Below are 22,367 nucleotides of genomic sequence, written 5' to 3'. Positions count from 1 at the left end.
GCCCCCCCCCCGCGCGGGCGGCGGGGGGCCGCCCGGGTGGTGCCCGCTGCCCCCCCCCCCCGGGGGGCGGGGGGGGCGGGGGGGGGGCCCCCCCGCCCCCCCCCCCCCCCCACCACCGGAAGGGGTGAATGCACGTAACTTTCCCACCGTGGTCGCGTTCCGTCGCGCTAAGAGACGACGCGGTCACTTTGAGTCAGGCCGTGGCGGGGGGTGACATCGGGTCCCGGCACCCGGCGGAGCGTCAGCTTCCGGGGTGCACCCACGGGTTGGGGCGGCACTTCACGCCGTCGATGTCGAGCGACTTCGTCTGCTGCTGCATGACGGGGGCGAGCGCGCCCGGCGTGCGGCAGGTCACGTGACTGTGCCCCAGCCGGTGTCCGACCTCGTGGTTGATGAGCATCTGGCGGTACGCCAGCATCGCCCGCGGCCCGAAGGTCTCGGAGCCCTGCGCCCAGCGGAACGCGTTGATCATCACGCGCTGGGTGGAGGCGGAGTCGCAGGACACGTTGTCGATCGTCGTGTCCAGGCCGGACTTGGCACACCACTCGCCGGTGGTCCCGGGGCTGGCCAGGGTGATGACGAACTCCGGCTCCCCGGAGGAGATCCGCTCGAAGGTCATCGCACCGTTACCGGCCCAGCTGCGCCGGTCGTTGAGGGTCTTCTGCACCGCCTGCGCGAACAGCCCCCCGTCGAGTCCGAGCCCCTGCTCCACGTCGACCCGGTAGCGGACCTTGCGGCCCGCGCCCGGCGCCTTGTCGAAACCGGGCACCGCGTCGAACCGGCCGGATCCCCTCAGCCCGGGGTCGACCGGGAACTGGCGGGCCATCAGCTGCTCGTACGAGGGCGGCGCGGCGGGCACCGGTTTCGCCGGGGTGACCCGGTCGTCGGAACGCGACGCGGGGCTCTCGGCGCCGACCCGGTCGGCCGGCCCGTCGGCCGCCTGGGGCCGGGGCCCGCCGCCGGTCTCGCCCTCGGCGACCTGTCCGGCGACGACGACGGCGAGGACGGTGGTGATCGCCGCGGCGGCGATCCCGGTCAGAGTACGACCGGCCCCGGAGGGCTTGGCGGGCTTCCGCTCGTCGGGCGGCCCGTCGGGCGAGCGCTCACCGGTCTCGTCGACCGCCTCGGCCGGCGCCGGCGCGCGGCGCGGCCCGGGAATGTAGGGGGCGGCGGGCGGCGGGGGCGCACCCTCGTCATGGACCGGATGTCCGCCGCGTACGGAGGCTCCGGCGGCGGTGGGGTCGTACGGCCCCTGGTAGCGGGGCGTGCCGTGCGTCGGCGTGTCACGGAGCGGCGCGGCGGGCGCCTGCGGGCCGCGGTTCCGGCTCGCGTAGGACGGTGTGCCGTGGGCAGGGGTCCCGTGAGACGGGGTCTCGTAGGCCGGGGTGCCGTGCGGCGGAGTCCCGTAGGCGGGGGTCCCCTGGGCCGGAGTCCCGTAGGACGGCGTCCCCTGATCCGGGGCGCGGTGGCGGGGCGTGCCGTGGGCCGGGGTGCCATAGGTCGGTGTGCCGTGGGCCGGGGTCCCGTACGGCGGGTTGCCGTAGACCGGCGTGCCGTGCGCCGGGGTCCCGTAGGCCGGGGTGCCGTGCGCCGGCGTGCCCTGCGGCGGGGCGTCGTGCCCGCCGCCCGGGGTGGTGGGGCCCTGGGGGTCGTACGGGCGCGGGGGCTGCGGTGTCCTCGGGGGCTGCTGCCCCTCGGCCCGCCTGCGTCGCCCCGTCCCCTGGCCCGGCCCGACGGCCTCCCGCTGCCCGGTGTCGGCCACCGGGGCGGCGGGGCCCTTGCGACTATGTCGTCCCACGGTCCGGTTCAGCTCCCGCCCTCGGTCGCCGCCGCGTGCGCGGCATCGGCGATCAGCTCCCGTGCCGCGGCGGCGACGGTCTCCGGATACTCCATCATCGCCACGTGCCCGGCGTCCGGGAGCGTCAGAAGGCGCGAGCCGCGGAACGCGGCGGCCGCCCTGCGCGCCATCCGGAACGACACCAGCTGGTCGCGCACGCCGTAGACGAGCAGCGTCGGCGCGAGCACCCGCTCCGCCTGCCGCCACAGACCGTGCTGGCCGCCGAGCGTGTACGCGTCGACGATGCCGCGCGAGGAGCGGGTCATCACGTCCCAGAAGTACGGCAGCTCCAGCCGCCGCTCCATCTCCTCGACGGCGTGCCGGAAGCCCTCGTCGGTGACCCGGCCGGGGTCCCCGTAACAGAGCGCCATGACCCCGCGGACCCGCTGCTCGGGCGTCCAGTCCTTGGTGAGCCGCGCGAAGAGGGGCGCGATGCCGGGCAGCGCGAGCAGCGCGGTCGGCCACGCGGCGCGCTGGGCGCGCAGCTCCGGCAGGGCCGGGGAGACCAGGGTGAGGGTGCGGACCAGGTCGGGCCGCACGGCGGCGACCCGGGTCGCGACCGCGCCGCCCAGCGAGTTGCCGAACAGGTGCACCGGGCCGCGGCCGGCCGCGTCGAGCAGCCGGATGACCGCGCGGGCGTGTCCCGTGACGGAATAGTTGCCGTCGTCCGGCGGCGGCGAGTCGCCGAAGCCGGGCAGGTCGACCGCCTCGCCGTCGACGACATCGGCGAGCAGCGGCATCAGGCTCGACCAGTTCTGCGAGGAGCCGCCGAGCCCGTGCACGTACAGCGCGGGCGGGAGTCCCGGCCGGTCGCCGGGACGGCACCGCACGTTCAGGGTGAGCCCGGGCAGCGCGACGGAACGCAGCCGCTCGCCGTCGGCGACGCGCACGGTGCGGGACCGGGTCGCGGGCGGCGCGGTGGCGGTCCGGGTTTCCGGCAGCTCGGTCGAGGACATGGCAGCGATATTACGAGACGATCACGCCCGGGCGCGTGTGGGTGGCGTCACAGGATCGGGTGCGCCGCGGCGGGGGAACTCCTACGCTCGGAGGTGAGGGTCCTCGGACAGGACCCGCGGACCCCGCTCGCCGGAAGGAAACGCATGACCGCCGACCCGACCGAGCCGGACACATTCGCCGAGGAAGAGGACGACCAGGTGCTCGACGAGGAGATCCCCGAGGCCGACGCGGCCGAGCAGCACACCGAGGTGCAGCAGCGCGAGGACGAGCCGCTCAGCCGGCTCCCGCACGAGTCGGCGAACGACGCGGACGCGGTGGAACAGGCACGGGTGGTCGCACTCGACGAGGACGACTACCGCTGACGCGAGTGTGCCGCGAGGCCCACCCGGGTGCCGGGGCCCCTCGAGGGCCACCCGGAGGTTCGTTCGAAGGGCTGGGGGAGAAACCGGGAAAGAACCAGGGGAAGAGGCGAGGCAAGGCCACGGAAAGGGCTACCGCCGAGTAGGCCTCCCGGCCCTTGTCGTCCTGTCCGCTTGCATGACCATCTTGTTGCCCGTCGCCTCTCGCCCCGGGCGTCCGGTCCGTGAAATTCTGCGGTCGCACCGCGCACAGCCGGGTTACCCAAAAGTACGATGGCGGCGCGACGCCAATGCGCGCATGGATCGATCTTTGGGAGGCGGCGTGAGCGCCATCGAGCAGACAGAGGCAGCACGCCCTCGGGGCACGCGCCTGCCGCGCCGTGCCCGACGCAACCAGCTCCTCGGCGCCGCCCAGGAGGTGTTCGTCGCCCAGGGCTATCACTCGGCCGCCATGGATGACATCGCCGAGCGGGCCGGGGTCAGCAAGCCGGTTCTCTACCAGCACTTCCCGGGGAAGCTCGAGCTCTACCTCGCCCTGCTCGACCAGCACTGCGAGGCCCTGCTCCAGTCGGTGCGCACCGCCCTGGCGTCCACCACCGACAACAAGCTCCGGGTCGCGGCGACCATGGACGCCTACTTCGCGTACGTGGAGGACGAGGGCGGCGCCTTCCGCCTGGTCTTCGAGTCCGACCTGACCAACGAGCCGGCCGTGCGCGAGCGCGTGGACCGGGTCTCGCTGCAGTGCGCGGAGGCGATCTCCGACGTGATCGCCGAGGACACCGGCCTGTCGAAGGACGAGTCGATGCTCCTCGCGGTGGCGCTCGGCGGCGTCTCCCAGGTCGTCGCCCGCTACTGGCTGTCCAGCGAGTCCCCGGTGCCCCGCGACAAGGCGGTGGCCCTGCTGACCTCGCTCGCCTGGCGCGGCATCGCCGGCTTCCCGCTGCACCCGACGGACGGGCAGCTCAGCGCCGAGGGCCACTGACCCGCCGCTCTTGACTCGCCCCCGCTGTTCGCTCTTGGCGTTCCGTGAGCGCGCCGTGTCCGTCCCCTCACCGGGCTAATGTGTGCCAGTAAGGCGCGGGACCCACGCGCACAGCTGACCGTTCGGAGGGACATAGCCGTGGAGGTCAAGATCGGCGTGCAGCACGCACCCCGGGAGATCGTGCTGGAGAGCGGGCAGTCCGCCGAGGAGGTGGAGCGCGCCGTGTCCGACGCGCTGGCCGGCAAGGCGCAGCTGCTCAGCCTGTCGGACGAGAAGGGCCGCAAGGTCCTCGTGCCGGCCGACAAGATCGCGTACATCGAGATCGGTGAGCCGGCGGTGCGCCGGGTGGGCTTCGGCGCGCTCTGAGCGGCATCCGCAGACGGTGAAGGCCCGGTGGACTCGGTCCACCGGGCCTTCGCCGTGTCTCGCCGCCCGTGACGGCGTTCCCCTCGTCCGTCCAGGTCGTCTGCGCACGTCAGGGGGTATGGGGAGGATTGTCATCACGAGTGACCGGGTAGGACGGGTGTGACCGAACTGCCCGCCCCGCACCGCACGCGAGGTGATCGCCCGTGTTCCTGGAAGCCCTCGGTTCCGCTCTGCTCGGTTTCGCCCTGGCCTGGGCAGCCGTGCACCGGCTCTCCGGCCGCCTCCCCGCACGAGGGCGGGTCCTGGTCACGGGCTCGCTCGGCGCGGTCTTCGGCGCCCTCGTGACCCATGGAGCCCTGGGACCCGGGCACTTCCTCGCCACCCTGACCGGCGCGGTGGCGGTGGCGGCCGTGCTGCTGTCGCTGCTGCTCCGTCCGGCCTCGCGCCGACTGCGCCGATCAGCGGCGGTGTGACACCGCCCGGTCCAGCCAGGTCTGCCCGGACCGCCCGGACCGCGCGGAGTCGTTACGCGGCGAGGCCGAGCGCGGCCATCCGCTTGGTGTGCGCCTCGGTGATACGGGAGAACATCCGGCCGACCTCGGCGAGGTCGAAGCCCGCGGCCATCCCGTCCACGCCGCCGACCAGCATCGTCGACAGCGCGTCGCGCTCGGCGACCACGCGCTGCGCCTGCGACAGCGCCTCACCCATCAGCCGGCGGGCCCACAGCGCGAGGCGACCGCCCACCCGCGGGTCGGCGTCGATCGCCGCGCGGACCTTCTCGACGGCGAAGTTGCCGTGGCCGGTGTCGTCGAGGACGGAGAGCACCAGCGCGCGGGTGTCGGCGTCGAGCCGGACCGCGACCTCGCGGTAGAAGTCACTGGCGATCGAGTCGCCCACGTACGCCTTGACCAGGCCCTCCAGCCAGTCGGACGGCGCGGTCTGGCGGTGGAAGTCGTCCAGCGCCCTGGCGAACGGCTCCATCGCGGTCGTCGGCTCGGCGTCCACGGCCGCGAGCCGGTCGCGCAGCCGCTCGAAGTGGTGGAACTCGGCGGAGGCCATCTTCGCCAGCTCCGCCTTGTCCGCGAGAGTCGGCGCCAGCTTGGCGTCCTCAGCGAGCCGCTCGAAGGCCGCGAGCTCGCCGTAGGCCAGCGCGCCGAGCAGGTCGATCACGGCGGCGCGGTACTGCGGCACGGCGGAGGCCGTGGCCCAGTCCTGGGCGGCGATACCGGTGGGTGTGGCGTTGTCAGGCGTCTCCATGAAGCGCACAATAGCCCGCTCGGCGGACCGCCCCGGGTGCCGGTCGGCCACTGTGACGGTGGCCTCGTCGCGAATTCTCCCGACACACATGCACGATTCCGGGGTACAGTGGTAATGCGCCTGCTGAGTATGCGGACATGCTTTCGCACGTTCGGACGTACTCCGTGGGCCGACTCATGAATGAGGATGCCCGGTCGGTGGCCCGATCGGCTCCGGCCCGACAGCCCTTACGGCGGCCCGCCGAAGGGTCCCTCAGCGGCACGACGCTCGAGCGGCGGCAGTGGTCCCGCGCCACCCGGTGGAGATCTTTCCCGATCCCGTCGGAGGTTCCCGGCACGGTGAGACCCCCTTCGTTCGCCTCGCGGCCGCGTCTCACAGAAGAGGCAGCACCCTGACTACGTTCCGAGACCTCGGGATTCTTCCCGAGACGGCCGAGGCCCTGGAAGCCGTCGGCATCGTTTCCCCCTTTCCCATCCAGGAGATGACGCTTCCGGTCGCCCTTTCCGGCACCGACATCATCGGCCAGGCGAAGACCGGCACGGGCAAGACCCTCGGTTTCGGCCTCCCCCTCCTGGAGCGCGTCACCGTCCCGGCGGACGTCGAGGCCGGCCGGGCGCAGCCCGAGAAGCTGACCGACGCCCCGCAGGCGCTCGTCGTCGTCCCCACCCGCGAGCTGTGCCAGCAGGTCACCAACGACCTCCTGACCGCCGGCAAGGTGCGCAACGTGCGCGTCCTCGCCATCTACGGCGGCCGCGCCTACGAGCCGCAGGTCGAGGCCCTGAAGAAGGGCGTCGACATCGTCGTCGGCACCCCCGGCCGCCTGCTCGACCTGGCCGGCCAGCGCAAGCTCGACCTCTCCCACGTCAAGGCCCTGGTCCTGGACGAGGCGGACGAGATGCTCGACCTCGGCTTCCTGCCCGACGTCGAGAAGATCATGGGCATGCTCCCGGCGAAGCGCCAGAGCATGCTGTTCTCGGCGACCATGCCGGGCGCCGTCATCGGCCTGGCCCGTCGCTACATGTCGCAGCCGACGCACATCCGCGCCACCTCGCCGGACGGCGAGGGCGCGACCGTCGCGAACATCACGCAGCGCGTCTACCGCGCGCACTCCATGGACAAGCCGGAGATGGTCTCCCGCATCCTGCAGGCCCGTGGCCGCGGTCTCGCGATGATCTTCTGCCGTACGAAGCGCACGGCGGCCGACATCGCCGAGCAGCTGGAGCGCCGCGGCTTCGCCTCCGGCGCGGTCCACGGCGACCTCGGCCAGGGCGCCCGCGAGCAGGCGCTGCGCGCCTTCCGCAACGGCAAGGTCGACGTGCTCGTCTGCACCGACGTCGCCGCGCGCGGCATCGACGTCGAGGGCGTCACCCACGTCATCAACTACCAGTCCCCCGAGGACGAGAAGACCTATCTGCACCGCATCGGCCGCACCGGCCGCGCGGGCGCGAGCGGTACGGCGATCACGCTGGTCGACTGGGACGACATCCCGCGCTGGCAGCTGATCAACAAGGCGCTCGACCTGGACTTCAACGACCCGGTCGAGACGTACTCCAGCTCGCCGCACCTCTACAGCGAGCTCGACATCCCCGAGGGCACCAAGGGCATCCTGCCGCGCGCCGAGCGGACCCGTGCGGGTCTGGGCGCGGAGGAGCTCGAGGACCTGGGCGAGCCGGGCGGCCGCCGCGGCCGTGGCCCGCGACAGGAGAAGCAGGAGAAGACCGAGGAGCGCCCGGCGCGCACCCGCGCCCCGCGCCAGCGTCGCCGCACCCGTGGCGGCGAGACCCTCACGGACGCCGTCGAGCAGACCACCGCGCCGGCCCCGGCCGCCGGCCCGGACTCCGACGAGGGTTCCGCGTCCCCGCGCCGCCCGCGCCGCCGCCGTACCCGCGGCAGCGGTACGGGTCAGGGCATCCCGGTGGCGGGCGCGCAGCCGACCGCCGTCGAGCCCGCGGCCGACGCGCCGGCCCCCGAGCAGGAGACCGAGACCGGCACGCGGCGCACCCGCACGCGTACCCGTACCGGTTCCGGTTCCGGTTCCGGCGAAGCCCGCGCGGCCGAGACCCCGGCGGTCGAGGCTTCGGCCGTCGAGACCCCGGCCGTCGAGACCCCGGCCGTCGAGGCTCCGGCCGCCGAGGTCGCCCCCTCGGACGAGCCGCGTGCCCGGCGTACGCGGAAGCGGACCACCGCCGTCGCCGAGTCCCCGGCCCAGCCGGCCGAGGCTCCGGCCCCGGCCCCGGCCGCCGAGACGTCCGCCCGGCCGACCGAGGCTCCGGCCCCGGCCGCCGCGGAGGGCGCACCGCGCCGTCGCCGTGGCCGCGGACCGCGCTCGGAGGCGGCCGAGGCCGTGGTGTCGGGCTCCGGCTCCGGCTCCGTCGCCGTCGCCGCGCCGGTCGAGACGCCGGCCCCGCGCCGCCGTCGGGTGCGTACGCGTCCGGTCGAGGACACCGTGACCTTCCAGACGGTCGAGACGGCCGCCGCCGCGCTGGCCGCCACCAAGCTGCCGGTCCAGGCCGTCGAGGAGCCGAAGGCGGTCCCCGCGGCGACCGTCGCCGCCGTGCCCGCACAGGCCGCCGAGGCGGTCGTGCCGGCCGCCGCGGCATCCCGTCAGCGTCGCCGCGTCACGCGTCCGGCCACCACGGCGACCGCTCCCGCGCCCGCCGAGGCTCCGCAGGAGCCGGAGGCCCCGGCCGCGCCGGCCGCCCCGGTCGAGGAGCCGAAGCCGGTCCGTCGCCGGGCCACCCGTCGGGCGTCGAGCCCGGTCACGTCGACCCCGGCCGCCGAGGCCGTGGTGATCGTCGAGGCCGCGACGCCGGCCGCCGCGCCCGTCGAGGCCGAGGAGCCGAAGAAGGCCGCCCCGCGCAAGCGGGTCGCCAAGAAGGCCGTCGCCGAACCGGTCGCCGAGGCGACCACCGAGGCCGCGCCCAAGGCGCCGCGCAAGCGGACCGTCAAGAAGGCCGTCGCCGAGCCTGCCGCCGACACGGCGCAGGTGCCGGTCGAGGCCGAGGAGCCGAAGAAGGCGGCCCCGCGCAAGCGGACCGTCAAGAAGGCCGTCGCCGAACCGGTCGCCGAGGCGACCACCGAGGCCGCGCCCAAGGCGCCGCGCAAGCGCGCCGCCAAGAAGGCGGTCGTGGCCGAGGCACCGGACGCGTCGGAGCCGAAGACGACGACCCGTCGCCGTACGACGAAGAAGGCCGTCGCGGAGACGGCCCCCGAGGCCGCCCCGAAGGCGCCGCGCAAGCGGGCCGCCAAGAAGGCCGTCGCCCAGCCGGAGGCCCCGGCCGAGGCGTAAGCCTCGAACGTCACCGCGGCCCGGCCCCTCTCCTGAGGGGCCGGGCCGCGGCGCGTACGCCTCCGATGCCGGCGCCACCAGAGGCAGCCGTACGCGCGCACTCGACGCAGTGCCGCACCGCCGTCGGACCGCACCGGCTCACACGCCAGGCCCCGGCCCGGCCCACCACACCCGCGCGCCGTACCTCGCGCACCCGACGCAGTGCCGCGCCACCGTCGGACCACACCGGCTCACACGCCGAGCCCCGCACCCGGCCCACCACACCCGCGCGCCGCACCCCGCCGCACCGACGCAGAGCCGCGCCGCCGTCGGACCACACGCCGAGCCCCGCACCCGGCCCACCACACCCCCCGCGCCGCGCCGACGGAATGTCATGCCGAGCGCGCCGCCTGCCCCCCGAGGAATCCGGAGCCCCGGGCAGGCAGTCCGGCAGCGCGCCCACCCCGGCGACCGTCCCGCCACACCCGCGCCCGCCTCCGCCCGGCGTGCGCTTCCAGGCGCCCCGCCCGGTGGGGGTGGATCCGGTTACAGTCCCTGTATGAGCAAGCCCCGGTCCCTGGCGTTGCCGCCGCGTACCCGTGCCTATCGGCTCGTGACCGCGCGGGGCGGGTTCGCCGTGCTCGACGCGGACGCGGTGGGGGCGGCGCGCGGGACCGTGCTGTTGTTGCCGGGGTACACGGGCAGCAAGGAGGACTTCCTCGCGCTGCTCGGGCCGCTCGGCGAGGCGGGGTACCGGGCGGTCGCGGTCGACGGGCGGGGGCAGCACGAGACGCCGGGGCCGCGCGGCCGGGCCGCGTACCGGCGCAGGGCGCTCGCGCTCGACGTGGTGGCGCAGGCGGCGGCGCTCGGTGACGGGCCGGTGCACCTGCTGGGCCACTCGTTCGGCGGTCTGGTCGCCCGGGCGGCGGCGGAGCTCGCGCCGGGCGCCTTCGCCTCGCTGACGCTGCTGTCCTCCGGCCCGGGGCGGGTCGCCCGCCCGCAGCGGGTGCGGGTGCGGGCGCTGCGGGGCGCCCTGGCGCTGCTGCCGAAGGAGCGGGTGTGGCGGGCGACCCGCTGGCTGGACAGCCGCGGCGAGGAGCCGGGGGTGACGGACCCGCCGGAGATCGTGACGTTCCTGCGCCGCCGGTGGATGACCACCCGGATCGCCCAGCTGTCGGGTGCGGGACGGCTGTTGCTGGGCGATCCGGACGGCACGGCGGCGCTCGCGTCGCTCCGGCTGCCGCTGCACATCGCGTACGGCGACGAGGAGATGGTCTGGCCGACGGCGGCCCTCGCGGCGGCGGCCGCCCTCACCGGCGCGCACCACACGGTGGTGGCGGGCGCCGGTCACTCCCCCAACGTGTCCCACCCGGAGGAGCTGGCCGCCCGGCTCACCGCGTTCTGGGACCTGGCGGCCCAGGTCACTCCGTCCCAGGTCAGTACTGCGTCTTCAGGTGCTGCCAGAAGCCGTCCCGCAGCGCCCGGCGCAGCGGGGCGTGGCCTCGCAGGGACCGGCTGAGGAGCCGTTCCGCCTCGACGAGCAGGTCCTGGTCGACGGACCCCGGCAGATAGGGCGCGCCGGGCAGGAGGTCGGCGAGCCGGTCGCGCCCGCGTTCGGCGAGCCAGGTGGCGGCGATCTGCGCGCCGATGAAGCGGACCTCGTCGCGCGAGGGCGGCGGCTCGCCCTCGTTCTCGTACAGCGTGACGGGTTTGCGCGTCACGTACGGGCGGCAGAAGTCGAGGTCGAAGACGCGCCGGCTGTCGACCTCCCAGAGCAGGGGCTCGGCCTGGTTGCTGCCCTCGGCGGCCTCGATGCCCCACAGGTGGACGCGGGCGCCGTAGCCCTGGGCGGCCTCGACGGCCGAGACGAGGTCCTCGTCGCCGCCGACGAGGGCGGCGTCGCTGATGGCGCGGTGCCGGGCGAGGGACTCCAGGTCGGTGCGGATGAGGGAGTCGACGCCCTTCTGCTGGTTGTTGGCGTTGAGGTTGCCGAGGCGGACCTTGACGTCGGGCAGGTCGGCCACGGCCTGCTGTTCGGCGGTGTGGATACGGCGCCGGGCTCCGTCGTACCAGTAGACGCGCAGCAGCCTGCTGTCGGCGAAGATCGTGCGGGCGGTGTCGATGAAGGCGTCGATGAGGCCCTCGGCGTCGAGGTCGAAGTTGCGCCGGTCCTCGGTGCCCGCGACCAGCAATCCGGCGGAAGCATAGACGTAACCGGCGTCGACGAAGATGGCGTGGGTAGAAGGGGTCTTGGCCACCTCGGCCAGCATCCGCTGCAGGAGCTCGTTGGTGCGCTCCAGACGAGCCAGGATCTCCCCCTGCCCGTCGTTCCCTACCGGCTCTACCGGCGAGTAGTTAGTCATCCAAAAAATTTCCTTAGCGTAGGGAATGTTTGCAGGATGCATCTCGTTGGACCCATACGTAACGCAGTTCTCCACCAGGAGGATCAACTCAGACGAAGGGAGAAGCCCATGCGCTTCGAAATCCTGCGACTCGACGACATCGACGGTACGCCCGTCGACCGGACCGTCGTGGACGCCGCCTCCGTCAACGGGATCGTGCAGCAGGCCGCATCGATCGGTCAGCGCATCTGGATCCGTCCGGCCGACACCACGGCCTCGTAACGCTCAGACGCACCGCGCCCCCGCATGGACTCCGCTCAGCGGAATCCGTACGGGGGCGCAGTGGTGCCTCCGGGCCCGGCCCTCAGGAGCCCTGGATCACCTGGGTCACGCCGTTGATGATCTGCTGCACGGCGATCGCGGAGAGCATCATGCCGGCCAGGCGCGTCACCAGGACGACACCGCCGTCCTTGATGACCCGGATGATCACCAGCGAGTAGCGCATGGTCAGCCACAGCACCACGTGCATCGCGGCGATGGCGGTCCACACGGACACCTGCGAGGCGACGCTGTCGGCGTGCTGCACGGCGAGGATGACGGACACGATGGCGCCGGGGCCGGCGAGCAGCGGCATGCCCAGCGGGACGAGGGCGACGTTGACGTCCTTGGTCTGCTTCGGCTCGTCGGTCTTGCCGGTGAGCAGGTCGAGCGCGATGAGCAGCAGGAGCAGACCGCCCGCGATCATCAGGGCGGGCACCGAGACGTGCAGATACGCGAGGATCTGCTGGCCCAGGATGCCGAAGACGGTGATCACGCCGAAGGCGACGGCGACGGCCTGCCAGGCCATGCGGCGCTGCACCTTGGCGGCACGGCCGGACGTGAGGGCCAGGAAGATCGGGGTGATCCCGGGGGGATCCATGATCACGAAGAGGGTCAGGAACAGCGAGCCGAAGACGGCGACGTCGAACACGGTGAAGGGCCTTGCGGGAAAGGGGCGTACAAGAACATCCGGAACTGGGGATTCCGGGAGGAGGGCAGGGCGGGGCCCGGCACAGGGAGAAGGTGCGCCGATCACGCGCGGGCCGGTCACCCGAGGGCGGGCGACCGGACGGACGGAGCGGCGGTGAGCCGGCGGAACCGGCGGCGAACCGGACGGACCGGCGCCTGGCTAGGCGCGTCCGCCGGCGCCCGGCACCGGGAAGGCGCCCGTGGCACGGCGGGTGATCTCGCCGTAGATCTCGGGGTCGGTGGTGAAGTCGCCGAGCTCGCAGGTCTTGCGGCTGCCGTGGTAGTCGCTGGAGCCGGTGGTCAGCAGCCCCAGCTCCTTCGCCAGGCCGCGCAGCCGCGCCCGGGTCGGCTCGTCGTGGTCCATGTGGTCCACCTCGATGCCGTCGAGACCGGCCTCGGCCAGCTCGGCTATCGCGGACTCCGGCACGCACTCGCCGCGCTTGACGGCCAGCGGGTGGGCGAAGACGGTGACCCCGCCGGCGGCCTTGACCAGGCGGATCGCGTCCACCGGGTCCAGCTCGTGCTTCTCCACGTAGGCGCGACCGCCGTCGGCGAGCCACTCGGCCGTGAAGGCGCCGGAGACGTCCGGCACGACGCCGAGCTCGACGAGGGCCTCCGCGACGTGCGGGCGGCCCACGGAGCCGTCGCCGGCGATCCGGGCGACCTGCTCCCAGGTGACGGGCACGCCCAGCTCCTGGAGCTTGCCGACCATCGCGCGCGCCCGGGGCACCCGGTCGTCCCTGACCAGCTCGCGCTCGGCGATCAGGGCGGGCTCCTCGGGGTCGAAGAGGTACGCCAGCATGTGCAGGCTCACGCCGTCCAGGCGGCAGGACAGCTCGGCCCCGGTGACCAGGGTGAGGCCCTCGGGCAGGGCGGCGACCGCCTCCGCGTGCCCGCGCGTGGTGTCGTGGTCGGTCAGCGCGACCACGTCGAGCCCGGCGGCGGCAGCCTTGCGCACCAGCTCGGCCGGGGTGTCCGTACCGTCGGAGGCCGTGGAGTGGGTGTGCAGATCGATGCGCACGACGCGGACTCCAGGGTTCGGGGCGGACGGTGGGGACGCTCCAGCATAACGGGCGAATCGAACACGCTCGTACGGTCTCGGCGAACCGGTCGCCCCTTACCATCCCTTATGTCAGGAGCCTCGGCGTCAGCGCCCCGCAGGGCAGCAGTTCGACCTCCGCGCCCGCGTCCCGCAGGTCGGTCAGGACCAGCTCGTCGTACATCAGCAGACCGGACTGCTCGGGCCAGACGATCGCCCACAGCCACAGCCCGCGGGCCTCGCCCGCGAAGACCGCGCGGTCCTGCGGGGCGCCGTTGACGTGCCAGAGCGGGGTCGGCCGGCCGGCGGCGAGCACCTTGACCTGCGGCGGCTTGTCGATCGACATGCCGGGTCCGGGATCGGGTCCGTCGATGCCCGCGTACCGGGCGCCGAGGCCGACGCCGAGCTCCTCGGCGACGAGCAGCAGTTCTCCGATGCCGCCGAGCGGACCGGGTCCCGAGCAGGCGACGGCGGTCGCGCGACCGCCGCTGCGGTCGTCACCGGCGTACGCAACCCCGGTGAAGAGCCATCCGACGGGTAGGGGCCACGGCATCCACACCGGCACGTGGGCCCGGTGCACCACGACACCGAGGGCCTCGACGCTGGGCGGGATCACGGGCTGCAGCGGGTGCACCGAGCCATGCACGTCGCACTGCCACGAGTCGGCAAAGAGACCGGGCGCCCTGACCCGGCCACCGCACTTCGGGCAACTGGGTTCGCCCCTCATAGGGCTCAACGGTCCTACCACCGGAGCCCCGCGTCAAGGACGATCACCGATGATCACCCGTCCGGCCGGAGCCGTTCACCCTCGGTCCGCCGCCGGTCTCGAACAGCGAGGCGCCCGGGTCCGGCCCCGGGGCGGGCGGGGCCCCGACGCCCGGCTCGGCCCGATGGGCCCGGTCCCGGGGCCGGACCCGGTCAGTCCAGCGTCACGGACCGGCGCAGCGGGTCGCGCAGGTCGGTCCCGTTCGCCAGCCAGCGCTCCTCCAGGGCCTGCGCGCCGTGCACCCGCTTCCACGCGGCCTCGTTCGACGTCATCGGCAGCAGCGGCAGGAAGCGCACCGGGTCCATCGTCCCGCCCGCCGCCCGACCACCACCCCTCACGGAGTCGCTTCGCGACATCGCCTCATTCAGATCCAGGTCCTCGACCAGGCCGCCGGACTCGGCGACGAGCACCGAGCTGAACGGGGCGCCGGGCCACAGCGGCTCACCCACGTCGAGCGAGGCGCCGGGAGCCACGACCACGCCCTCCACCTGAGGGGTGGCGGCGAGCACCGCGAGCGGCCGCAGCACCTTGTCGGTGTCGGCGAGCCCGGCCCGTACGGAGAGCACCAGCTCGGCGCGCGGTCCCTTCACCGGGTCGGCGAGCACGGCGGTGGGGTCGGCCATCGGCTGCGCGGACATGCCGAGGGTCGCGTAGCGCACGAGACCGGCGTCGGTGTCGACGAAGCGGAGCACCTCGATGCGGTCGGTGCCGAGGAAGGTGACCGCGGCCCGTGCGTCCGGCTCGCCGAAGGCCGTACGGAGCCGGGCCTCGACCAGCGCAAGAATTTCTCCCATGCGGCGAGCATAAAGCGCGTATGGAACGGGCAAAGGAAGGGATTGACCCTCAGTCGGCTGATAGTCTTGGCCACTGGTCGGGATTCCCGACTGCTCGTCACACGTCATCCCTCACGAGGGACCGGCCGGAGGAGGTGGGACTGCGATGGATCGAAGTCGATCGGGCAGTACCAGCCGCTCTTCCGCCGCACCGCACCCGAGCCCGGTGCGTTCCTCCCTCCGGTGATCCAGGACCTGGCAGCTTTTTAAGCCCTCTCCTCTCCGGCATCGCGCACGACGGAAGAGCACACCTCTTTTTGCCTGTCTGTAGCGAACGCCGTCACCGCGATCCTCCGGTGCCGCCCGCTTTGTGGACGTCGTGGCCCCACGTCCCCATTCCGGGCTGTGCCACGCTCGCCGACGGCCTCTCCGTGAAGGAGCAGCACGCCATGTCGATGATCCGCGACCTCCGCGCCGCCGTCCGCCCCTCCCTGCGGCACCCCCTGCGCAAGACCGGAGTCGGCGCCGGCTCCTCGCCGTACGCCAACTACGACGCCACCCGCGACCCCACGGCCGCCACCGCGGTCGTGGACTGCGCCGTCTACCGCGACGGGCGCCGCGTCGACGACCGGGCGTGCCTCACGCCGCGCGGCGCGATGCGCCAGGTGCGCGAGAGCGGGGGCTTCGCGTGGATCGGCCTGCACGAGCCGACCGAGGCCGAATTCGCCGGTATCGCGGCGGAGTTCGGGCTGCACCCGCTCGCCGTCGAGGACGCCGTCCACGCCCACCAGCGGCCGAAGCTGGAGCGGTACGACGACACCCTCTTCACCGTCTTCAAGACGATCCACTACGTCGAGCACACCGAACTCACCGCCACCAGCGAGGTCGTGGAGACCGGCGAGGTGATGGTCTTCACCGGCCCCGACTTCGTCATCACCGTCCGGCACGGCGGCCAGGGCTCGTTGCGCAACCTCCGCCACCGCCTCCAGGGCGAGCCGGAGCTCCTCGCCAAAGGCCCCTCCGCGGTCCTGCACGCCATCGCCGACCATGTCGTCGACGGCTACATCGCGGTCGCCGACGCCGTCGAACTCGACATCGACCAGATCGAGATCGACGTCTTCTCGCCGCCCGCGAAGGGCTCCACGCGCGGCGCCGACACCGGCCGGATCTACCAGCTCAAGCGCGAGGTCCTGGAGTTCAAGCGGGCGGTCACCCCGCTGCTGCGCCCGATGCAGCTGCTGAGCGAGCGGCCGATGCGGCTGGTCGACCCCGACATCCAGAAGTACTTCCGTGACGTCGCTGACCACCTCGCCCGCGTCCAGGAGCAGGTCGTCGGCTTCGACGAGCTGCTCAACTCGATCCTCCAGGCCAATCTGGCGCAGGCGACCGTCGCGCAGAACGAGGACATGCGCAAGATCACCTCGTGGGCGGCGATCGTCGCCGTCCCGACGGCGGTCTGCGGTGTGTACGGCATGAACTTCGACCACATGCCGGAGCTGCACTGGAAGTACGGCTATCCGATGGTGCTCGGCGGCATCGCCGTCATCTGCTTCGCCATCCACCGCACCCTCAAGCGCAACGGCTGGCTGTAGCGCCGACGGCTGTCGATAGGCTTCGGCCATGACCGATCAGTCGCTCGGGCCCGCCCTCGTCGAGGAGGCCACCAAGAAGTCCGGCCTCATCTGGGTACGGGGCCAGGCTCCGGCCGCCCGGGCGCTGTGGCACGTCTGGCACGACGGCGCCGCGCATGTCGTCGGCGACGGCCCGGGCGAGCAACCGCTGCCGGGCCTGGTGGACGGCGGTACCGCCGAGATCACCGTCCGCAGCAAGGACAAGGGCGGCCGGATCGTCGCCTGGACGGCCGCCGTGCGCGAGGTGCCACCCGGCACCGAGGAGTGGGACGCGGCGGTCGCCGAGCTGAAGGGCAAGCGGCTCAACGCCTCCGACGGCGAGGCGATGCCCGGGCGCTGGGCCCGCGAGTGCCGGGTGGTGCGCCTGGACCCGCGCTCGTCGACCACCGACCTGCCGGACGGTTCGCTGGCCGCGGCACCGCTGCCCTCCCCGGGCATCACCCGCCGCCCGATGCCGGCCGGCCTGCCGAAGCTGCTCCTGAAGAAGCGCCGCAAGCGCTAGGGAGCGTCCCGCTGCCTTCGTACGGGCTGCCTACGTACGGGGCAGCTGCTTGCCGTAGTCCAGGGTCTGGCCCTTCGACGGCTCGGCCAGCGGGAAGTCCTTGTCCCACTCGGACAGGATCACCACACCGGCGCCGCCGCCGCGGGCGAAGCGCAGCGGGAACGGGGTGCCCTGGAGGGAGACGTCGAGGGAGCCGCCCTCGCCGTCCTCGCCGCCCTTGACGTTGACCGTGCGGATCCCGCCGATCTTGTCGTAGTCGCCCTTCACGACGTCACCGTGCAGCCCGATCAGCCCGTCGAGCAGCAGGTCCATGTCGGTGAAGCCGCGCAGCTGCTTGTACGCGGGGTCGTCCTGAGGCACCTTCACGTACTTGTCGTCGAGCTTGTCGGCGGCCTCGGAGCCGGCGTCCCCCGACTCGGCGGGCGTGTTCGTCGACGTGTCCTCGTGCTCCCAGAAGGCCGCGTCGGCCTTCAGATAGAGCGCTTCGCCGACCCGCAGCAGCTCGAAGGTGCTGTTCTTCGTGGTCACCGAGCCCAGGGCGCCGTCCTGCTTGAGCCGCATGTTCAGCTTGTACGTGCCGCCCTTGCTGACCAGCGTGCCGGAAAGCCGTACCGCCTTCGCCGCGTCCGCCGCCGACTGGGCCTTCTGCTCGATGGCCGTCGCGTCGAGCCGCCCGACGCCGTTGGTCCCCTCGTCCGGGTCGGCCGCGCAGGCGGTCAGCGCCGACAGGAGACCGGCGCTCAGGGCCAGCGGCAGGACGGCCCCGCGCATGCGCGAGGACGGACGGAGAACGGTCACCTGGGCGCCTCTCGGGTCGATGGGGGGACGGGCCGGTGAAAGCCGGGTGCCGGTGGGGACGGCAGACCGCAGCGTACCCGGGCCGGAAGACGGCCTGGCAGGCAGCCGGACGGGCGCTCTGCCGAAGCGCCGGGCACCGGCACGGGCTAGCCTGAACCCGCAAGCGGGACGACGGCCCGACATCGACCCGAATCGTGCGGCACCGAGGAGGCGCGTGGCATGGCGGCAGGCGCCCCCCGGATCTTCGTGTCCCACCTCGCCGGCGTCCCCGTCTTCGACCCCGTCGGCGACCAGGTCGGCCGCGTCCGGGACCTGGTGGCCATGCTGCGGGTGGGCCGCCGGCCGCCGCGGCTGCTCGGCATGGTCGTCGAGGTGCTGTCGCGCCGCCGTGTCTTCGTCCCGATGACCCGGATCACCGGCGTCGAGTCCGGGCAGGTCATCACCACCGGCGTGGTCAACATGCGCCGCTTCGAGCAGCGGCCGACCGAGCGGCTGGTGCTGGGCGAGCTGCTCGACCGGCGGGTGCGGCTGGTGGAGCCCGACGGGCGGGAGGGCGAGGAGGTCACCGTCCTCGACGTGGCCATCCAGCAGCTGCCCGCCCGCCGCGACTGGGAGATCGACAAGGTCTTCGTGCGGCGCGGCAAGGGCGGCGCGCTGCGCCGCAAGGGCGAGACGCTGACCGTGGAGTGGTCGGCCGTCACCGGCTTCTCCCTGGAGGAGCACGGGCAGGGCGCCGAGAACCTGGTCGCCACCTTCGAGAAGCTGCGCCCCGCCGACCTGGCCAATGTGCTGCACCACCTCTCCCCCAAGCGGCGGGCCGAGGTCGCCGCCGCCCTTGACGACGACCGGCTCGCCGACGTCCTGGAGGAGCTGCCGGAGGACGACCAGATCGAGATCCTGGGCAAGCTGAAGGAGGAGCGGGCCGCCGACGTCCTGGAGGCGATGGACCCGGACGACGCGGCCGACCTGCTCTCCGAGCTGCCGGAGGAGGACAAGGAGCGGCTGCTGACGCTGATGCAGCCGGAGGAGGCGGCCGACGTGCGCCGGCTCATGGCGTACGAGGAGCGGACCGCGGGCGGTCTGATGACGACGGAGCCGATCGTGCTGCGCCCGGACGCCACGGTCGCCGACGCGCTCGCCCGGGTGCGCCAGCGGGACCTCTCCCCCGCGCTCGCCGCGCAGGTGTACGTGTGCCGGCCGCCGGACGAGACGCCGACGGGCAAGTACCTGGGCACGGTGCACTTCCAGCGGCTGCTGCGGGACCCGCCGTTCACGCTGGTCGGCGCGCTCGTGGACAGCGATCTGCCGCCGCTGGGCCCCGACACCCCGCTGCCGGCCGTCACCAGCTACTTCGCCGCGTACAACCTGGTGGCGGCGCCGGTGGTGGACGAGAGCGGTTCGCTGCTGGGGGTGGTGACGGTGGACGACGTGCTCGACCACCTGCTGCCGGACGACTGGCGCGAGACGGAGTTCCACGAGGAGGGGGTGGCCGGTGGCTGAGCGCACGCAGGAACGGGACCGCGAGCGGGACCGGGAGCGGGACCGGACGCTGCCGCGGATCCGGCTCGACCAGCCCCGGATCCGGCGTCCCCGGCTGCTTCCGGAGTACGACCCCGAGGCCTTCGGGCGGCTGTCGGAGCGGATCGCCCGCTTCCTGGGGACGGGGCGCTTCCTGGTCTGGATGACCCTGACGATCGTCGTCTGGGTGCTGTGGAACGTCTTCGCCCCGCCGTCGCTGAAGTTCGACGAGTACCCGTTCATCTTCCTGACGCTCGCGCTGTCCCTCCAGGCCTCGTACGCGGCGCCGCTGATCCTGCTGGCGCAGAACCGGCAGGACGACCGGGACCGGGTGAACCTGGAGCAGGACCGCAAGCAGAACGAGCGGTCGATCGCCGACACCGAGTACCTGACCCGGGAGATCGCGGCGCTGCGGATGGGCCTGGGCGAGGTGGCGACGCGCGACTGGATGCGGTCGGAGCTCCAGGACATGTTGAAGGAGCTGGAATCCCGGGACGGCGGGCGCCGCGATCTATTCCCGCCGGACGGCGATCGGCACAGTGACGTACCCGACCGTTGACAGGGCTTTCCGGCGCCGGTGGTCGGCGCCGTACCATCGTCCGTATGGCTACGGAAGACGCGGTGCTCGAAGCACTGGCGACGGTGAACGACCCCGAGATCAACAGACCGATCACCGAGCTCGGCATGGTGAAGTCGGTGGAGATCGGTGACGACGGCAAGGTCGCCGTCACGGTCTACCTCACCGTCTCCGGCTGTCCGATGCGCGACACGATCACCCAGCGCGTGACGGAGGCGGTCTCGCGCGTCGAGGGCGTCACCGGCGTCGACGTCACGCTCGACGTGATGAGCGACGAGCAGCGCAAGGAGCTGGCGGCGGCGCTGCGCGGCACCACGGCCGAGCGGGAGGTGCCCTTCGCCAAGCCGGGCTCGCTGACCCGTGTCTACGCGGTCGCCTCCGGCAAGGGCGGTGTCGGCAAGTCCTCGGTGACGGTGAACCTGGCGGCGGCGATGGCCGCGGACGGTCTGAAGGTCGGTGTCGTGGACGCCGACATCTACGGCCACAGCGTGCCGCGCATGCTGGGCGTGGACGGCCGTCCGACCCAGGTCGAGAACATGATCATGCCGCCGTCGGCGAACGGCGTGAAGGTCATCTCGATCGGCATGTTCACCCCGGGCAACGCGCCGGTGGTGTGGCGCGGCCCGATGCTGCACCGCGCGCTCCAGCAGTTCCTCGCCGATGTGTACTGGGGCGACCTGGACGTCCTCCTGCTCGACCTGCCGCCGGGCACCGGTGACATCGCGATCTCGGTCGCGCAGCTGGTGCCGAACGCGGAGATCCTGGTCGTCACCACCCCGCAGCAGGCGGCGGCCGAGGTCGCCGAGCGGGCCGGTTCGATCGCCGTGCAGACCCACCAGAAGATCGTCGGCGTCGTGGAGAACATGTCGGGCATGCCGTGCCCGCACTGCGACGAGATCGTCGACGTGTTCGGCACGGGCGGCGGCCAGCGGGTCGCCGACGGTCTGACGAAGACGACCGGCGCGAGCGTCCCGGTGCTCGGCGCCATCCCGATCGACGTCCGTCTGCGCGAGGGCGGCGACGAGGGCAAGCCCGTCGTCCTGACCGACCCCGACTCCCCGGCCGGTGCGGCCCTGCGGGCCATCGCCGGCAAGCTGGGCGGCCGCCAGCGCGGCCTGTCGGGCATGAGCCTGGGCATCACGCCGCGGAACAAGTTCTGAGCAGGGTCTGAGCAGGTCCGAGCGGGTCTGAGCGGGTCCGACAGAAGGGGCACCCCGTCCGGGGTGCCCCTTCCCCGTGCCGCCGTCAGGCGTAGACGCTGAGGTCCTTCACCTGGGCGAAGCCGAGCCCGTACGCGCTCATCCCCCGCCCGTACGCGCCGATGTGCACGCCCGGCGCCGACCCGGCCAGCACCCAGCCGAACTCGGACTCGCGGTAGTGGAACGGCATCGGCGCGCCGTCCACCGGCAGGGAGAGCGTGGACCAGGCGGGGCCTTCGAGGTCGTCGGCCAGTTCGAAGGCCGTCTCCGTCTGCTGGTCCAGCCAGTTGTCGCGCAGGGTGTGGTCGAGCTGCGCGGGCCAGGTGTGGGCGAGCAGCCCGGAGCCGGCCAGCCAGGCCGCGGAGGAGACCGTGGTGGCCTCCAGGACGCCCGTGCCGTCGCCGGTGCGGCGTACGGGGTTGGCGGCGACGGTCACCACGACGGCGAAGCGCTCCTTCTCCGCGCCGCCGGCCTCGGACTTTATCGACGGCTCGTCCCCGTGGCCCATCGAGCCGTACTGGACGGTGCCGTCCGCCGCCGTGCCGATCTGCATCAGCCGGCGCGGCCCGGTGAACGCCTCGTCGAGCCCGTACCAGGCGAAGGGTGCGCGTAGAAAGCCGTCGGCTTCCACCCGACTCGTCGTCTTCATCTCGGCCGCCTCCTCGTTGCGTCAACAGAGGGAGGATAGCCACCGATACGCGATGGAGCGGTGACAGGCCGTCGTCAGGTGGCGTCGGAGTCGTACGGCGGGCGCTCGGGAGTGTCCGGCTTGTCCTGCTTCTTCAGCAGGTCGGGGCTGCCGTTGACGGCCGTCGGAACGGACGGCGCCGGGGAGGACTCGCGTCCGTGGACGGAGTCGGCGACGTCGTTCATCTCCTTCTTGAGGTCGAAGGAGGAGCGGAGCTCCTTCAGTTCCCTCAGGTCCTCGTTCTCCGCGAGCTGCTTGCGGAGGAAGGTCTTGGGGTTGAGGTCCTCGAACTCGAAGTCCTTGAACTCGGGGCCGAGCTCGCTGCGGATGTCCTGCTTGGCGCTGTCCGAGAACTCGCGGACCTTGCGGACGAAGCGGGAGACGTCCTGGATCACCTTCGGCAGCTTCTCGGGACCGAAGATGAGCACGGCGAGGACCACGAGCGTCACCAGCTCGAGCGCGCCTATGTCGCTGAACACCCTGTAGCTCCTTCACGCCGT

The 22,367-nt window shown here is 73.1% G+C and carries 23 protein-coding genes; 12 read left to right on the top strand and 11 right to left on the bottom strand.

Annotated features, from left to right (window positions below):
- Positions 1-241: 241 nt before the first annotated feature.
- Both ACFY7C_RS22365 and ACFY7C_RS22360 read right to left on the bottom strand, forming a co-directional pair.
- A complete protein-coding gene (locus ACFY7C_RS22365) occupies positions 242-1,798 on the bottom strand; it encodes a DUF3152 domain-containing protein (RefSeq protein ID WP_389653380.1) in 1,557 nt (518 codons plus the stop codon).
- A gap of 8 nt (positions 1,799-1,806) precedes the next feature.
- Complete coding sequence (locus ACFY7C_RS22360; protein WP_389653377.1) at positions 1,807-2,793, bottom strand: alpha/beta fold hydrolase; 987 nt, start codon at positions 2,791-2,793, stop codon at positions 1,807-1,809.
- A 144-nt stretch (positions 2,794-2,937) separates the two neighbouring features.
- Here ACFY7C_RS22360 and ACFY7C_RS22355 point away from each other — a divergent pair, with 144 nt between their 5' ends.
- The 4 genes from ACFY7C_RS22355 (at position 2,938) to ACFY7C_RS22340 (ending at position 4,974) form a co-directional block, all read left to right on the top strand.
- Complete coding sequence (locus ACFY7C_RS22355) at positions 2,938-3,156, top strand: hypothetical protein (RefSeq protein ID WP_389653374.1); 219 nt, start codon at positions 2,938-2,940, stop codon at positions 3,154-3,156.
- Positions 3,157-3,475: 319 nt separating this feature from the next.
- Positions 3,476-4,135: a TetR/AcrR family transcriptional regulator gene (locus tag ACFY7C_RS22350; protein ID WP_389653371.1), complete on the top strand. Its 660-nt coding sequence runs from the start codon at positions 3,476-3,478 to the stop codon at positions 4,133-4,135.
- A 138-nt stretch (positions 4,136-4,273) separates the two neighbouring features.
- Positions 4,274-4,501 (top strand): DUF3107 domain-containing protein, encoded by a 228-nt coding sequence (locus ACFY7C_RS22345; RefSeq protein WP_389653369.1) that lies wholly within the window; start codon positions 4,274-4,276, stop codon positions 4,499-4,501.
- Between the two features lie 203 nt (positions 4,502-4,704).
- Positions 4,705-4,974: a hypothetical protein gene (locus ACFY7C_RS22340; protein ID WP_389653366.1), complete on the top strand. Its 270-nt coding sequence runs from the start codon at positions 4,705-4,707 to the stop codon at positions 4,972-4,974.
- Between the two features lie 52 nt (positions 4,975-5,026).
- On the opposite strand, the gene ACFY7C_RS22335 is transcribed toward ACFY7C_RS22340, so the two are convergent.
- On the bottom strand, positions 5,027-5,758 hold the full coding sequence (locus tag ACFY7C_RS22335) for a ferritin-like fold-containing protein (RefSeq protein ID WP_356691930.1): 732 nt from the start codon (positions 5,756-5,758) through the stop codon (positions 5,027-5,029).
- A gap of 481 nt (positions 5,759-6,239) precedes the next feature.
- Between ACFY7C_RS22335 and ACFY7C_RS22330 the strand changes: the two genes are divergently transcribed.
- Complete coding sequence (locus ACFY7C_RS22330) at positions 6,240-9,047, top strand: DEAD/DEAH box helicase (RefSeq protein ID WP_389653364.1); 2,808 nt, start codon at positions 6,240-6,242, stop codon at positions 9,045-9,047.
- A 538-nt stretch (positions 9,048-9,585) separates the two neighbouring features.
- Positions 9,586-10,545 carry an alpha/beta fold hydrolase gene (locus ACFY7C_RS22325; protein WP_389653361.1) on the top strand — a complete coding sequence of 320 codons (960 nt, stop codon included), beginning with the start codon at positions 9,586-9,588 and terminating at the stop codon, positions 10,543-10,545.
- Here ACFY7C_RS22325 and ACFY7C_RS22320 read toward each other — a convergent pair.
- Positions 10,463-11,389, bottom strand: coding sequence for an NYN domain-containing protein (locus ACFY7C_RS22320; protein WP_389653358.1), 927 nt, complete (start codon positions 11,387-11,389; stop codon positions 10,463-10,465). The genes ACFY7C_RS22325 and ACFY7C_RS22320 overlap by 83 nt on opposite strands.
- A 108-nt stretch (positions 11,390-11,497) precedes the next feature.
- Here ACFY7C_RS22320 and ACFY7C_RS22315 point away from each other — a divergent pair, with 108 nt between their 5' ends.
- Positions 11,498-11,650: a hypothetical protein gene (locus tag ACFY7C_RS22315; RefSeq protein ID WP_352078533.1), complete on the top strand. Its 153-nt coding sequence runs from the start codon at positions 11,498-11,500 to the stop codon at positions 11,648-11,650.
- A gap of 82 nt (positions 11,651-11,732) precedes the next feature.
- Here the strand turns inward: ACFY7C_RS22315 and ACFY7C_RS22310 are convergent, their stop codons facing one another.
- The 4 genes from ACFY7C_RS22310 to ACFY7C_RS22295 all read right to left on the bottom strand — a co-directional run bounded on the left by ACFY7C_RS22310 (position 11,733) and on the right by ACFY7C_RS22295 (position 14,975).
- Positions 11,733-12,338, bottom strand: coding sequence for a MarC family protein (locus ACFY7C_RS22310; RefSeq protein ID WP_345485798.1), 606 nt, complete (start codon positions 12,336-12,338; stop codon positions 11,733-11,735).
- Positions 12,339-12,536: 198 nt separating this feature from the next.
- Positions 12,537-13,397, bottom strand: coding sequence for a PHP domain-containing protein (locus ACFY7C_RS22305; RefSeq protein ID WP_389653354.1), 861 nt, complete (start codon positions 13,395-13,397; stop codon positions 12,537-12,539).
- A 106-nt stretch (positions 13,398-13,503) separates the two neighbouring features.
- Positions 13,504-14,142, bottom strand: coding sequence for a DUF6758 family protein (locus tag ACFY7C_RS22300; RefSeq protein WP_389653351.1), 639 nt, complete (start codon positions 14,140-14,142; stop codon positions 13,504-13,506).
- Positions 14,143-14,333: 191 nt separating this feature from the next.
- Positions 14,334-14,975 (bottom strand): suppressor of fused domain protein, encoded by a 642-nt coding sequence (locus ACFY7C_RS22295; RefSeq protein WP_389653348.1) that lies wholly within the window; start codon positions 14,973-14,975, stop codon positions 14,334-14,336.
- Positions 14,976-15,403: 428 nt separating this feature from the next.
- Here ACFY7C_RS22295 and ACFY7C_RS22290 point away from each other — a divergent pair, with 428 nt between their 5' ends.
- Positions 15,404-16,546, top strand: a complete 1,143-nt coding sequence (locus ACFY7C_RS22290; RefSeq protein WP_389653345.1) for a magnesium and cobalt transport protein CorA — start codon at positions 15,404-15,406, stop codon at positions 16,544-16,546.
- Positions 16,547-16,574: 28 nt separating this feature from the next.
- On the top strand, positions 16,575-17,087 hold the full coding sequence (locus tag ACFY7C_RS22285; protein WP_389653342.1) for a hypothetical protein: 513 nt from the start codon (positions 16,575-16,577) through the stop codon (positions 17,085-17,087).
- A gap of 30 nt (positions 17,088-17,117) precedes the next feature.
- Here ACFY7C_RS22285 and ACFY7C_RS22280 read toward each other — a convergent pair whose 3' ends face one another.
- Positions 17,118-17,885, bottom strand: a complete 768-nt coding sequence (locus tag ACFY7C_RS22280; RefSeq protein WP_389653340.1) for a hypothetical protein — start codon at positions 17,883-17,885, stop codon at positions 17,118-17,120.
- Between the two features lie 219 nt (positions 17,886-18,104).
- Between ACFY7C_RS22280 and ACFY7C_RS22275 the strand changes: the two genes are divergently transcribed.
- From ACFY7C_RS22275 to ACFY7C_RS22265, 3 genes are read left to right on the top strand one after another with little or no spacing between them, the layout of a single operon-like run.
- On the top strand, positions 18,105-19,385 hold the full coding sequence (locus ACFY7C_RS22275; RefSeq protein ID WP_389653337.1) for a magnesium transporter MgtE N-terminal domain-containing protein: 1,281 nt from the start codon (positions 18,105-18,107) through the stop codon (positions 19,383-19,385).
- Positions 19,378-19,962: a DUF1003 domain-containing protein gene (locus tag ACFY7C_RS22270; protein WP_389653335.1), complete on the top strand. Its 585-nt coding sequence runs from the start codon at positions 19,378-19,380 to the stop codon at positions 19,960-19,962. The genes ACFY7C_RS22275 and ACFY7C_RS22270 overlap by 8 nt, the downstream gene beginning before the upstream one ends.
- 44 nt (positions 19,963-20,006) lie before the next feature.
- On the top strand, positions 20,007-21,140 hold the full coding sequence (locus tag ACFY7C_RS22265) for an Mrp/NBP35 family ATP-binding protein (RefSeq protein ID WP_389653332.1): 1,134 nt from the start codon (positions 20,007-20,009) through the stop codon (positions 21,138-21,140).
- A gap of 85 nt (positions 21,141-21,225) precedes the next feature.
- On the opposite strand, the gene ACFY7C_RS22260 is transcribed toward ACFY7C_RS22265, so the two are convergent.
- Together ACFY7C_RS22260 and ACFY7C_RS22255 are read right to left on the bottom strand one after the other, a co-directional pair.
- Positions 21,226-21,828, bottom strand: coding sequence for a hypothetical protein (locus ACFY7C_RS22260; RefSeq protein WP_389653330.1), 603 nt, complete (start codon positions 21,826-21,828; stop codon positions 21,226-21,228).
- 74 nt (positions 21,829-21,902) lie between these two features.
- Entirely contained in the window at positions 21,903-22,346 is a 444-nt protein-coding gene (locus ACFY7C_RS22255) for a sec-independent translocase (protein WP_389653327.1), read from the bottom strand.
- Between the last annotated feature and the right edge of the window lie 21 nt (positions 22,347-22,367).

The sequence above is a fragment of the Streptomyces sp. NPDC012769 genome, from assembly GCF_042901205.1.
In the GTDB taxonomy this organism is placed as follows: Bacteria; Actinomycetota; Actinomycetes; order Streptomycetales; family Streptomycetaceae; genus Streptomyces.
The sequence above is the reverse complement of the archived record's forward strand: the minus strand, read 5'-3'. Positions and strand labels throughout refer to the sequence as shown.